6 protein-coding genes, 2 tRNA genes and 1 pseudogene are annotated in these 12,623 nt (G+C 72.6%); 4 read left to right on the top strand and 5 right to left on the bottom strand.

The annotated features are described in order from the left end of the window. The first annotated feature begins 323 nt into the window (after window positions 1-323). Window positions 324-1,652, top strand: coding sequence for a phosphatase PAP2 family protein (locus ACPT94_RS14555; protein WP_360343079.1), 1,329 nt, complete (start codon window positions 324-326; stop codon window positions 1,650-1,652). Between the two features lie 339 nt (window positions 1,653-1,991). Here the strand turns inward: ACPT94_RS14555 and ACPT94_RS14550 are convergent. Together ACPT94_RS14550 and ACPT94_RS14545 are read right to left on the bottom strand one after the other, a co-directional pair. Continuing rightward, window positions 1,992-2,064 (bottom strand) — tRNA-Arg (locus tag ACPT94_RS14550). 220 nt (window positions 2,065-2,284) lie between these two features. Then, window positions 2,285-2,375 (bottom strand) — tRNA-Ser (locus ACPT94_RS14545). Window positions 2,376-2,560: 185 nt separating this feature from the next. Between ACPT94_RS14545 and ACPT94_RS14540 the strand changes: the two are divergent. Then, window positions 2,561-2,906: pseudogene (locus tag ACPT94_RS14540) on the top strand (SSI family serine proteinase inhibitor); the annotation flags it as partial. Window positions 2,907-3,159: 253 nt separating this feature from the next. Next, the gene (locus ACPT94_RS14535) at window positions 3,160-8,049 is read left to right on the top strand and encodes a hybrid sensor histidine kinase/response regulator (protein ID WP_425245988.1); all 4,890 of its coding nucleotides are present in this window, start codon (window positions 3,160-3,162) and stop codon (window positions 8,047-8,049) included. A gap of 33 nt (window positions 8,050-8,082) precedes the next feature. Here the strand turns inward: ACPT94_RS14535 and ACPT94_RS14530 are convergent, their stop codons facing one another. Then, window positions 8,083-8,781 carry a TetR/AcrR family transcriptional regulator gene (locus tag ACPT94_RS14530; protein ID WP_360348172.1) on the bottom strand — a complete coding sequence of 233 codons (699 nt, stop codon included), beginning with the start codon at window positions 8,779-8,781 and terminating at the stop codon, window positions 8,083-8,085. A gap of 131 nt (window positions 8,782-8,912) precedes the next feature. On the opposite strand from ACPT94_RS14530, the gene ACPT94_RS14525 reads away from it, so the two are divergent. Continuing rightward, window positions 8,913-10,115, top strand: a complete 1,203-nt coding sequence (locus ACPT94_RS14525) for an MFS transporter (protein ID WP_425245987.1) — start codon at window positions 8,913-8,915, stop codon at window positions 10,113-10,115. Between the two features lie 157 nt (window positions 10,116-10,272). On the opposite strand, the gene ACPT94_RS14520 is transcribed toward ACPT94_RS14525, so the two are convergent. Continuing rightward, on the bottom strand, window positions 10,273-11,928 hold the full coding sequence (locus ACPT94_RS14520) for a long-chain fatty acid--CoA ligase (RefSeq protein ID WP_425245986.1): 1,656 nt from the start codon (window positions 11,926-11,928) through the stop codon (window positions 10,273-10,275). Window positions 11,929-12,071: 143 nt separating this feature from the next. Next, the gene (locus tag ACPT94_RS14515; RefSeq protein WP_360348163.1) at window positions 12,072-12,620 is read right to left on the bottom strand and encodes a SigE family RNA polymerase sigma factor; all 549 of its coding nucleotides are present in this window, start codon (window positions 12,618-12,620) and stop codon (window positions 12,072-12,074) included. Window positions 12,621-12,623 lie beyond the last annotated feature (3 nt).

Genomic DNA, 12,623 nt, shown 5'->3' with positions numbered 1-12,623 from the left:
CCGCTACCGGGTCGCAGGCGCTGTCGCCGCCGTCGTCGCCCGAGCCGCGGTGAGGCACTGCCGGACGGCCGGCCCGAATGACCGTCCCTGGCACTACCACTGACCAGCGAACGCAACCGCACCGCTCCGTTAGCATGTTCGAACTCGCGACGAACGCCCCCATCGTCCACCCTGCACCGGAAAACCATGCCATCCAGCGCGATGAGTGACCTGCCTAAGCCACATCCAACAAATCGGCCAAATAGTTGATACCTAGAACATCGCGGATACTTTCGCGAAAAAACGGCACAATTGCATTCTCCGAGAGGCGCCCGTCACGGGCGATGCTCTGGGCCACGGCGGGTACGGCGACCCTCGGATTCCTCATCACGCTGGAGATCGTCGCGCGTCACTACGGCCTGCAGGGGCCGATCACCAGCCAGGCGCGCGAGCTGGTTTTCCCGCCCAAATCCGGGTTCGCGCTGTACGCCGGTATGGCGTTGACGATGGTGGTGCTCACCCGGCGGGAACGGTTCATCGCGGCCGGTGCCGCGATCGGCATCGACGTCGCGTTCCTGCTGGTGCGGTGGGCGGTCGGCGCCAGGATCACCCACGGCCACCCCTTCGGCAACGGCGCTCTGTGGGTGATATTGGGCTGTGCGGTCATCGCTGTCACGCGCCGCACCGGCCGGGACCGTGTCCTGATGCTGAAGGGCGCCGGGCTGGGTTTGCTGCTGGTGGCCGGCCGCAAGACCGGCGACACCTGGCTGCTGATCACGTCGAAGACCCGCCCGTCGGTGCTCGACCAGTATGTGGCGACCGCCGATCACGCGCTGGGCAATCCGTCCTGGCTGGCGGGCCGGATCCTCACCGCCACCGGCACGGTCGGCGCGCATGCTCTCAACTACGTCTACGCCCAGCTCGCGGTGGCCGCGGTCGTCGTCGCGCTGTACCAGCTGCGCAACGTGGCGGTCGAGCGCCGCTTCCCGCGCCATCACCTGGTGCGCACCTTCCTTGTGATCGGCCTCCTCGGGCCCGCCATCTACATGATCTTCCCGGTGGTCGGACCGCTCTACGCCTACGGCGCCGGCAACGAGCACTGGGCGTCGGCCAACCTGTGGCCGGAAACACCGCCCACCGCGCAGTGGGCGGTGGCCAACCTGTGGCCGGCCACGCCGACGCCGATCAGTGCCCCGCACCCCATACCGTTCGACCAGATCACCCCGCGCAACTGCATGCCCAGTCTGCACACGGCGTGGGCTACCGCGATCTTCGTCCATTCCCGGAAGGGCCCACGCGTCCTGCGCTTCGCAGGCACGTTCTGGCTGATCGCCACGCTCAGCGCAACGCTGGGATTCGGCTACCACTACGGCGCGGATCTCGTCGCCGGCGTGGTGTTCGCGCTCACGATCGAGGCAGCTCTGCGGACGCTCGACCGCGGCTGGGACCGATCAGGAATCCAGCTGGTCGTTTACGGCACGACGGTCTTCACCGCGCTCTTGGTGTCATACCGCTATCTGTCCGTGGAGATGGCCGAACACCCATGGGTGTCCGGACCCCTCCTCATTCTGGCGATGACCTCAGTGATCCACGGCTACGTACGAACCACCACCCTGTGGGAACCGAAGGCCCCACCGACGCGACAACCGGAACCACAACCCGAAGCAGCCTGAACCACAGGCACGTTCGGCGGACACCCGCGTCATCGCCTCGGTCGCCCCGGGCCCCTCGCCGGTGTCCCCGACCAGCCTGCCGAACCAGCGGCGCCGACAGCCCTGCGAACCGCTGACCACCGCGGCGATCGCCCCCAGCAGGAAGGTCGGCCGGAAGCGGGCCAGGACCCCACTGGTTCGACCATGGTGACCGAGGCGACGTGCCGTGGGGACTGCACGGCGTGGTTGATCATCACCCATCCGCCGTAACGAGAAGCCGACCAGGCGTTGCTGCACTTCGCTGCCGTACTCCCCAGAAACGCCAGAGGCCCCGGATCTCTCCGGGGCCTCTGGTCTGTGTGCACTCGGCAGGATTCGAACCTGCAACCTTCTGATCCGTAGTCAGATGCTCTATCCGTTAAGCTACGAGTGCTTGTCTTTCTTCTGTTTTTGTCTTCCGCTCCCGGCCCTTCCGGCCCGCTCGCGGCGACAGGAAGAACATTACATGACTGCCGCCGTCATGTGAAATCCGATTCGCACACCCCTTGTGACCTGCGAAAACTCCCCGAAGGGGGGTTCCGGAGGGGTTCCGGAGGCAACGGGTGGGAACCACGACGAAGCCCCGGTCGCGGGGACCGGGGCTTCAGGTGGGGCGGAGGCGGAGGGATTTGAACCCTCGATGGGCTTTAAGGCCCAAACCGCATTAGCAGTGCGGCGCCATAGACCGGACTAGGCGACGCCTCCAGCACAGCCGCTCGCGTGTGTGCGAGTGGTGCGTGCAGATGATGACACAGTCGAGCGTGGTGTCACCAATCGACGTCCACGGTACTAGGCAGGCGGGTCGCAGGGCAAAGGCCTTATGGGCCGACCGGCCCGGTGTCGCGTAGGCCGGGCCAGGGGGCGCCGAGGACGTCGTAGCGTGGCCCGTCCCCGCACGTGATCACCTCACCGTCACCGTCCGGGGGGCGGGGGCCGGGATGGACGGGACGTTCGAGGTGTACTGCCATCCGGGGGGCGGGAGTCACCCGGACGTCGGGAGCCTGTCGGGCGGTGGACCGGAACACGCGGTGGGGGAAGGACGCCTTCGCGCCGGCGCCGGAGGGGAGCGTGTGCAGTCCGCGGTACGGGGGGCCGGCCACCGCGCATGTCACGGGATGGTGGGCCGGGCGGTCCGTCGACGCGACGTACGACCGCCGCGACGGGTGCGGGATCGCTCGGTGGGACCGGTTCGTGCCGCTGCTGCCGGATCCGGGGCCGGCCGGTCCCGGTCGGTGACGAGGGCGAGGGCGGTTGCCCGGGTTCCGTTCGCCGTGGCAAAAGCGCCCGTCCCGTAAACGTGACGCAAAGGTCCCGCGAAGCCTGAGCAGGCGGTCACACGTTCTGGGTCACTTCGTCGTGCGAGCTCCCTCTCATCCGGCGCCGCGAGCGTTGCCCCAGCCCTTAGACTCCCTCGCGTGACACGCTGCGGGACGGTTGGCAAGATGGCCCGAGCGGTCGGCAAGGTGCGGTAACAGGGAGGAAGCGACTCGTGAGCAGCAGGCCATCCCGAGGCGCTGCTCGCCTCGCAGCCATACTCGACGCGCTTCCCGACGCGTTGGTGCTGGTCAACGCCAATGGGACCGTCGTGAACGCGAACACGATCGCGTTGGAAGCCTTCGAGGCGCCCGGGACCGCGCTCGTCGGGCGGGGACTGCTGGATCTGCTCCCGCACTTCGACTCCAAGCTCATCCCCGGGTCCATGCGGCGGCCCGACCACATCGATCCGCGCGGGCGGACCAAACCGACACGGATGATCGCCCGGCGCACGGACGGGTCCGAGTTCCCCGTCGAGGTCACCAGCGCGAATCTGGAGAACGGGCAGCAGGCCTACGACAGCTACGGCTACGCCAACGACGAGCTGCTCATGCTCGTCGTACGCGATCTGTCGGGGACCGTCGACACCGAGGCCGAGCTGGCGCGTTCGCAGCGGCAGACCGAGATGATCCTGCGGGCCGCGGCCGAGGGGGTCGTGGGGACCGACACCGACGGGCGGATCGTGCTCGTCAACCCCGCCGCCGCTCAGATACTGGGCTATCGGGCCAGTGATCTCGGCGGCAAGGAGCTGCACACGCTCGTGCTGCACTCGCGTGCCGACGGCGCCCCCTTCCCGTACGACGAGTCGCCCCTCGCCGACACCCTGCGGTCCGGGCGCAAGCACCGGGTGCGGGGGCAGGTGCTGTGGTCGAAGAGCGGGGACAGGGTCTCCGTCGATCTGACGACGGCGCCCGTGCGCGACGGCGACCAGCTCGTCGGCGCGGTGATGACCTTCACCGACCGGCGGCCCTTCGACGCCCTCGCCGAGGAGAAGGACACCCTCGAGAAGAGGCACGCGGAGGAGCTGGAGCGGCTCTCCGAGGAGCACGCCTCCGATCTCACCGCGCTGCGCCAGCAGCACGTCACCGAGCTGGAGGAGCTGCGCGAGCGGCACGCGGAGGAGCTGGCCGCCGGCGAGGAGCGCTACGCCGCGCTGGGGGAGCGGGAGAAGGACCGGTACGAGGCCCTCGCCGCCCGGCACGAGCAGTTGCTGACGCTGCTCGGGCGGTCGCTGCGCGGTCCGCTGGACGAGCTGCGCCGTGAGCTGTCCGCGCTCGCCGCCGACGACGCCGGGCAGCTGTGGCCCGAGGCCAACCAGGTGCTTCATCATCTGTCGGCGGGCTACGCGCGCATCACCACCCTCATCGACAACGTCCTCGGCTACCAGCGCCTCGACACCGGCATCGAGGACATCAGCCGTACGAAGGTGATGCTCGACGCCGTCGTCGCCGCGGGTGTCGACGGGGCCGTCGAGCTCGTCGGGCCGGGACGTGTGCAGTTCGCCGTGCACGCGCCGCCCATCGAGGCCGAGGTCGACGCGCGTCTCCTCGCGACCGCGCTCGCCCATCTCGTGGCGGACGTCGCCGGCGTCGACGCCACCGGCAACGCGCCCGTCTCGGCGGGCGGTTACATGGACAACACCGTCGTCGTGGCCGCCGCCCAGCGCGGTGAGGTCGTCCGGATCGAGGTGCGCGGGCCGTACGCCGGGGGCGACCCGGTGCACGAGCCGATCGTGCGCGGGATCGTGCGGGCGCACGGGGGCGTGCTGCAGACGCACGAAGTGCCGGGGATGAGCGGCAGCGCCTACGTCCTCGAGGTGCCGTTGGGCGGTGGGGCCGGCGCTGTCGCCGCTGCTCCGGTCGCCGGTGTCGGCTCCGCGTTCGCCCTGCCCGCCGGTTCGGAGGGTGAGGCCTCTCAGGCGACGGAGGCCCCCGGGGCCCCGGCGGCGGAGGGTGACGCGGGCGCCGCCGAGCAGGGCTCCGGTGCGGGACGGCGGCGGGCCCGGCGGTCCTCCGTGGACGCGTTCCTGGAGAGCGAGGTTCCGGGCGCGGGTGTCGCCGGGGGCGCCGAGGCGGAGGCCGCGGCTCCGACCGGACGGCGTCGTAGGCGTGCCCCGGCCGCCGAGGAAGCACCGGTCCCGGCTTCGGCCGACGACGCGGAGGCCGCCGGCGGCGGGACCGGGCGGCGGCGCGGACGGTCGGCCGAGCAGGCCGGTGCGGATGCCGAGGCGAGCCCCGAGGCGGGGGTGGCCGAAGGTGCCGTCGTCACGGCGGCCGAGCACGCGGCGGGAACCGCCGCGTCGGGTACGGGACTCGGCGGCACCGTTCCGCCGCAGGGCGTGCCCGCCCCCGGCGGACGGCGGGCCCGGCGGGCCGCCGACGAACCGCAGGCCCTGCCGGCCGCCCTGCCCGCGGGTGACGGAACGGTTCCCGCGGAGGATGCGCAGCCGACGGGACGTCGTCGGCGTGCCCTGGCCGCGGCGACGGAACGTGCCGCCGCGCAGGAGGCGGGGCCCCGTACGGTGTTCGCGCTGCCGCCGGCCGAGGCGGACCGGGCGTCCGACGGGACGGACGGGGTCGCCGAGGCGCAGGCGGTGGGCCAGGTTCCGGCCGCGGGGCTGCCGGTGCCGGGGCAGCAGGGGCCGGGGGGTTCTCCGGTTCCGGGGCAGCAGGGGTCCGGGATTCCTCCGGTTTCGGGAGAGCAGGTTCCGGGACAGGTGCCGGTGGCCGGGCAGGCTCAGGTTCCGGGGCAGCCGGTTCCCGTGCCTGTGCCGGGGCAGGCACAGGCGCCCGGGGCCGGGCAGGCTCCCGTTCCCGCGCAGGCGCAGGTGCCCGTTCAGGGTGCGTCCGAGGACGCGTCGATCGACCACGGCCGGCATGACGCCGTCCCGCACGACCAGGCCGACGACCACACGCCGCCGCAGCCGCATCCGACGAGCGCGCCGACGGGGCGTCGTCGCCGGGCGGTGGCCCAGCCGACGGCCGAGGCGGCCGGGGTGGCCGGGGTGGCTTCTCCGGTTCCTCCGGGGGGCATTCCGGCTCAGGCACAGGGTCAGGGCGGCGCCGGACAGGCAGTGCCCGTGCCGGGGCAAGCGGTGCCCGTGCCGGGGCAGGCAGTGCCCGTGCCGGGGCAGGCAGTGCCCGTGCCGGGGCGGGCGGTACCTCAGCAGCCGGGGCATGCGGTGGTGGTGCCTCCGCAGGGGCAGCAGCCGATCGCGGCGCCCCAGCTGGGGGCGGCAGCGCAGCAGCCGGGTGAGGTGGCCGCCGCCGTTCAGGGCGGCGCGGGTCAGGGTGGGCAGGCCGTGCCTGCCCAGTCCGTCGCCGGGCAGCCCGGCCCCGTATCGCCCGTGCCGGCGCAGTCCGGGCCGGGTCGGCCGCTTCCGGCTCAGCCGTTGCCCGGACAGCCCTTGCCCGCGCAGGCGCTTCCCGGTCAGCCGGCCGCCGGTCAGCCGGCCGCGGGGCAGCCCGTCGCGGCCCAGCCGGTCCCGGGACAGCCCGCTCCCGGTCAGCCGACCCCCGACCAGGCACTCCCCGGTCAGCCGGCGGCGCCGGGCGGCCCTCTGCCGAACGCCTCCGGACAGGTCGGCGTGCCCGCCCAAGCCCCACAGGCACCTCAGGCCCCTCAAGCACCGCAGAGCCCGCAAGGACTTCAGGCCCCGCAGACCGCCGAGGCCACCTCCCAGCCCACTCCTGCCCAGCCTCAACCCCTCCCCGCCGAGGCGGCCTCCACCCACGCCCCTCCGACGCCCACCCCGGGGACGGGCACGCCGCTGCCCCCGGAAGCCACCGCTCAGCCGCGAGTGGCACAGCCGCTGCCGGCGGAGGCCGCCCCCGCGCCCGTGGACGCCAACTCCACGCAGAGCCGGGCGATCAGCGTGCGGACCCTGGGTCAGGGGGTGCCCTTCACCCGCCAGGCCGCCCAGGTGCAGCAGGCCGCGCCGTCCACCGCCACCCCCGCGCCGCACGCGCCCGGTGGTTCCGGGCGGCGACGCAAGCTGGGTACGCGACCGGACGCCGCCGAGCGGCCGGAGCAGACGGCCCGTCCGCATCCGACGGCCGAGCGGCCCGCCGTACCGCAGGCTCCCGTACCGCAGGCTCCGGCGGCCCCCGTGCCGCAGCCCGCTGCCCCGCTTCCCCCGCATCCCTCTCTCGCGGGGCAGCCGCTGCCCGGGCAGTCGTCGGGCGGGCAGGCTCGGGTCGCGCCCGGGACCGAGGGGGTCGGGCGGTCGTACGCCATAGGGGCGCCGGACGAGAACGCCGCCGAGGGGCCGGAGCCGCTCGACGGGCCGGGTGGGGCCGTCGAGGTGGCGGATCCGCCGCGGCCGCAGCCGATGGACGACGAGCTGCCGCCGGAGCCCTTGGACAACCCCCGCCGGCTGCTGGTGTGGCCCGCGCCGGACGTGTCCACGCAGCAGGCGCTCAGCGATCGCGGGTACCGGCCGGTGATCGTGCACTCGCGCGAGGAGGTGGACGCGCAGATCGCCGCGTTCCCGGCCGCGCTGTTCGTGGACCCGCTGACCGGGCCGATCACCCGGACCGCGCTGCAGTCGCTGCGGCAGGCGGCGGTGGCCGCCGAGGTGCCGGTGCTGGTCACGGCCGGGCTCGGACAGGCGACGCGCGAGGCGGCGTACGGTGCCGATCCCGCCGTTCTGCTGAAGGCGCTCGCGCCGCGGGACAGTGAGCAGCATCCGCCGCGGGTGCTGCTGATCGAGGAGCACGCGGAGATCGCGCTGGCGCTGACCGCGACGCTGGAGCGGCGCGGGATGCAGGTGGCGCGGGCGGCGAGCGACGCGGACGCGGTCACGCTGGCCTCGCAGCTGCGGCCGAACCTGGTCGTGATGGACCTGTTGCAGGTGCACCGGGGCCGGGCCGGGATCATCGACTGGCTGCGCGCGAACCAGCAGCTCAACCGCACCCCGCTGGTCGTCTACACCGCCGCCGTCGACCAGGCCGACCTGCCGCGGCTGGCCTCCGGCGAGACGGTGCTGTTCCTCGCGGAGCGGTCCACGAGCGCCGAGGTGCAGTCGCGGATCGTGGATCTGCTCGCCCGGATCGGGACGAACTAGCCCCTACGTTCCCGCGCCTCTGCTTCCTGGCGTCTACTGCGCGATCAGCCTGCGGGCCGCCTCCTTCACGGAGGCGCGCAGGCGTTCGCGGTCGGCGTCCTCGCCGCCCACCAGGATGCGCCGCATCTGGGGGACGACGGCGGACCAGTTGGCCAGCGCGATCAGCAGGAAGAGCAGGTCGCGGGCCGGGATCGCGTCACTGACGACGCCACGGTCCTGACCGTCCTGGAGGGCGGCGACCTTCTGGCGGTAGTGCTCCTGACGCTCGGTCTCGTCGGGGAGTTCGGTGGTGCCGTACTCCAGGCCCTCCCAGAAGAGCAGGCGCAGCACTTCGGGATGGGCGGCGTGGTAGTCCATCACGCGGTCGATCCAGCCCTCGATGTCGTCCGCGACGACGGGGACGGCCTCGGCCAGGTGGAGCATGGACTTCTCCAGGACCCTGGTGAACAGCTCCGCCTTGTTGCCGAAGTAGGCGTAGATGAGCTGCTTGTTGGCCTTGGCCTCGGCGGCTATGCGGTCGATGCGGGCGCCCGCGACGCCGTAGCGGGCGAACTCGGCGACGGCCGCGTCGAAGATGCGCGCTTTGGTGGCCTCGGGGTCACGGGGCGCCTTCCTCGTCCCGGTGGTCCCCGTCCCCCCCGCCGTCCCGGTCGTGCCCGCCGTCCCGGTCGTGCCCGCCGTCCCGGTCGTGCCCGGTGTGCCCCGCGTGCCCGGCGTCCTGGTTGTTGCCATGAGGGCATGGTAGCGAGATGCGGTAACCAACTGGTTGGTTGACGGGAATCGGCAGGCGCTCCACACTGTTGACGCCACCGTTCCAACCAACCAGTTAGTTGCTAGAGTCGGCTCGAAGGAGCGTCTCCCCCATGCCGTCCGCAGTCACCGCCCGGCAGCCCACCGCAGACATCCGGCGGCCCCCGGCCCGCACCACCCGTCTGCTTCTCCCCCTGATCGCCCTCTGCACCGCCGTCACCGCCGCCAACATCTACGTCGCGGCCCCACTGCTCCCCCTCATCGCCCACGACTTCGGCTCCGCGCCGTCGGCCGTGGCCTGGATCGCCTCGGTCGCCCAGTTCGGCTACGCGGCCGGCCTGCTCTTCTTCGCACCGCTCGGCGACCGCGTGAACCGGCGCCCGCTGGTCGCCGGCCTGTCCCTGGTCACCACGGCCGCGCTGGCCGCCGGGGCCGTGGCCGCCGACACCGCCGCGCTCGCGGCCGCCGTGCTCGTCGCCTCGGCCGCGACCGTCGTCCCCCAACTGCTCGTGCCGCTGGTCGCCGAGCGCGCCCCCGCCGACCGCCGCGCCCGCCATGTCGCCGCCGTCATCGCCGGTCTGTTCACCGGCGTCGTCGCCGCCCGCGTCCTGGGCGGACTCGCCGGGCAGGCCTTCGGCTGGCGGGCGGTGTTCGTCGGCGCGGCCGTCCTCACGGCGGCGCTCGGTCTGCTGACCGCGGCCGCCCTGCCCGCCGAACGCCGCCGCCCCCGCGACGGCGGGCTCTTCTCGGGGCTGCGCGCGATGCCGGGCCTGGTGCGCCACTCGCCCGACCTGTGGCGGGCGTGCCTGCGGCAGGCGGGGATGTACGGCGCCTGGAGCGCCCTGTGGACCTCACTGGCCCTGCTGCTGACCGGGCGCCCCTACGACCTGTCCACCGCGACCGCCGGACTGTTCGGTCTCTTCGGCCTCGCGGCCAGCGCGGTCGCGCCCCTCGCCGGCGGCCTCGTCGACCGCTTCGGCGCCGCCAAGGTCGTCCGCCACGCCTATCTGCTCGCGGCCGTCTCCGTACCGCTGTTCTGGCTGGGCGGGCAGGTGATGCCGGCGCTGTTCGTGGCCGCGGTCGTCATCCACGCGGCCCTGGTCGCCTCCCACGTCGCCAACCAGACCCTCGCCCTGACCACCACCTCCGCCCCGGCCACCGCCAACAGCGCCTACGTCGTCGCGGGCTTCGCCGGCGGCGCCACCGCCTCGGCCCTGGCAGGCCTCGCCTTCAGCCACTGGGGCTGGGGAGGGGTCGTCGCGGTGGCGGGGCTGTGGCTGACGCTGGGATGGGTGACCACGGCGGTACGGCGGTGAGCATGTACGACCGTGACGCCGGACGACCGTGACGCCGGACGACCGTGACGCCGTAGGAACGCAGGTCGTACGACCGTGAAGCCGTACGGCGCCGAAGCCGGCGTGCGCCGGGCAGGGCCCCGTGGGTCGGGGTGGGCTGCCCGGCGTCCGGCGTTCGTCAGAGCTGCGTGACGTCCAGCTCGCCCTGCGCGTACTGCCTGCGCAGCACCTTCTTGTCGAACTTGCCCACGCTGGTCTTCGGGACCGACTCGATGATCGTCCAGCGCTCGGGGAGCTGCCACTTGGCGATCCTGCCCTCGTCGGCGAGGAAGGCGCGCAGGGTCTCGAAGTCGGCGGTGGAGCCCTCCTTGAGGACGACCGTGGCCAGCGGGCGCTCGCCCCACTTGTCGTCGGGGACGGCGACCACGGCCGCCTCGGTGACGTCCGGGTGGGACATCAGGGCGTTCTCCAGCTCCACCGAGGAGATCCACTCGCCGCCGGACTTGATGACGTCCTTGGCGCGGTCGGTGAGGGTGAGGAAGCCGTCGGCGGAGATGGTGCCGACGTCGCCCGTCTTCAGCCAGCCGTCCTCGCTGAACTTGTCGGCGGGGCGCAGGGGTTCGCCGTCGGGGCCGTTGTAGTAGGCGCCGGCGATCCAGGGGCCGCGGACCTCCAGCTCGCCCGCGGACTCGCCGTCCCAGGGGAGGCGTTCGCCACCGGGGCCGGTGAGGCGGGCCTCGACGCCGGCCGGGAAGCGGCCCTGGGTGAGGCGGTAGCCGAACTCGGCGTCCGTGCCGACGACATGGGCCGGCGGGCGGGCGATGGTGCCGAGCGGGGAGGTCTCCGTCATGCCCCAGGCGTGGCAGACCCGCATGCCCAGCTGATCGAACGCCTCCATCAGGGAGGGGGGACAGGCCGAGCCGCCGATGGTCACCTGCGTGAGGGAGGCGACGTCCCGCGGCTTGGCGGTGAGCTCGGCGAGCAGGCCCTGCCAGATGGTGGGGACGGCGGCGGCGTGGGTCGGCCTCTCGCTCTCGATCATCTCGGCGAGGGGCGCGGGCTGCAGGAAGCGGTCCGGCATCAGCAGGTTCACGCCGGTCATGAAGGTGGCGTGGGGCAGACCCCAGGCGTTGACGTGGAACTGGGGCACGACGACCAGGGAGGTGTCCCGGTCGGTCAGGCCCATCGACTGGGCCATGTTGACCTGCATGGAGTGCAGGTAGATGGAGCGGTGGCTGTAGATCACACCCTTGGGGTCGCCGGTGGTGCCGGAGGTGTAGCACATGGCGGCGGCCTGGCGTTCGTCCAGCTCGGGCCAGTCGTAGGCGGTGGGCTTTCCGTCGACGAGGTACTCGTACTCGTGGACCTGGGCGGTCGCGTTCGCGAGGAGGGAGCGGTCGCCGGGGCCGGAGACGACCACGTGCTCGACCGTCTTCAGGTGCGGGAGCAGCGGGGCCAGCAGCGGCAGCAGCGAGCCGTTGGCGATGACGACCTTGTCGGCCGCGTGGTTGACGATCCAGGCCAGTTGCTCGGGGGGCAGGCGCAGGTTGAGGGTGTGCAGGACCGCGCCCATGGAGGGGATCGCGAAGTAGGCCTCGACGTGCTCGGCGTTGTTCCACATGAGGGTGGCGACCCGGTCGTCGCCCGTGACCCCGAGGTCGTCGCGCAGGGCGTGCGCGAGCTGGGCCGCGCGGGTGCCGATCTCGGCGTAGGAGCGGCGGTGCGGTGCGCCCTCGCCGGTCCAGGTGGTCACCTGCGATGTGCCGTGGATCGTGGACCCGTGGGTCAGGATCCTCGAGATCAGCAGCGGTACGTCCTGCATGGTGCTCAGCACGGCGTCCTCCCAGGTGCGGCGACATTGCCTACGCGGTGGTAACGGTTGCGCTGATTCTGCTCACATACCGCGCGGTATGTCACTAGGGAGCGATGATCGATCAGGTCACTTTAAAGCGCACGTCAAATCCCCACTTGGGCGCGCTATCGAACAACGTCCAGCTCAGGGTCCTCGCGGAGCTTGCCGAGGGCCCGGGACACCGCCGACTTGACCGTGCCGACCGAGACGCCGAGGACCTCCGCCGTCTGCACCTCGCTCAGGTCCTCGTAGTACCTGAGGACGACCATCGCGCGCTGCCGGGCGGGCAGTCTCATGATCGCCCGCCACATCGCGTCGTGCAGCGCCTGCTGCTCGGCCGGGTCCTCGCCGCCGGGCTGCGGCTCCGGCTCGGGCAGCTCGTCGCAGGCGAACTCGTCCACCTTGCGCTTGCGCCACTGCGAGGTGCGTGTGTTCAGCAGGGCCCGGCGGACATAGCCGTCGAGCGCCCGGTGGTCCTCGATCCGCTCCCACGCGACGTACGTCTTGGTGAGCGCGGTCTGCAGCAGGTCCTCCGCGTCGCTCGGGTTCGCGGTCAGCGACCGGGCGGTGCGCAGCAGCACCGGCTGACGGGCCCTGACGTACGACGTGAAGGACGGGTACGGGTAAGGCCGCGTCATGCCGTTCGAAGCGCGGGTGCAGACGGGTGTGGTCATGGC

Origin of the sequence: Streptomyces aurantiaciflavus (assembly GCF_049808595.1) — a bacterium.
Lineage (GTDB): Bacteria > Actinomycetota > Actinomycetes > Streptomycetales > Streptomycetaceae > Streptomyces.
Note: the sequence above shows the minus strand (reverse complement) of the source record. Positions and strands in the feature narration are given on the sequence as shown.

What these genes read in the sequence shown, in the direction of transcription:
- ACPT94_RS14555 (WP_360343079.1), top strand. Translation starts at nt 324, where the DNA reads ATGCTCTGGGCCACGGCGGGTACGGCGACCCTCGGATTCCTCATCACG.
- ACPT94_RS14530 (WP_360348172.1), bottom strand. Translation starts at nt 8,781, where the DNA reads ATGGCAACAACCAGGACGCCGGGCACGCGGGGCACACCGGGCACGACC.
- ACPT94_RS14525 (WP_425245987.1), top strand. Translation starts at nt 8,913, where the DNA reads ATGCCGTCCGCAGTCACCGCCCGGCAGCCCACCGCAGACATCCGGCGG.
- ACPT94_RS14515 (WP_360348163.1), bottom strand. Translation starts at nt 12,620, where the DNA reads ATGACCACACCCGTCTGCACCCGCGCTTCGAACGGCATGACGCGGCCT.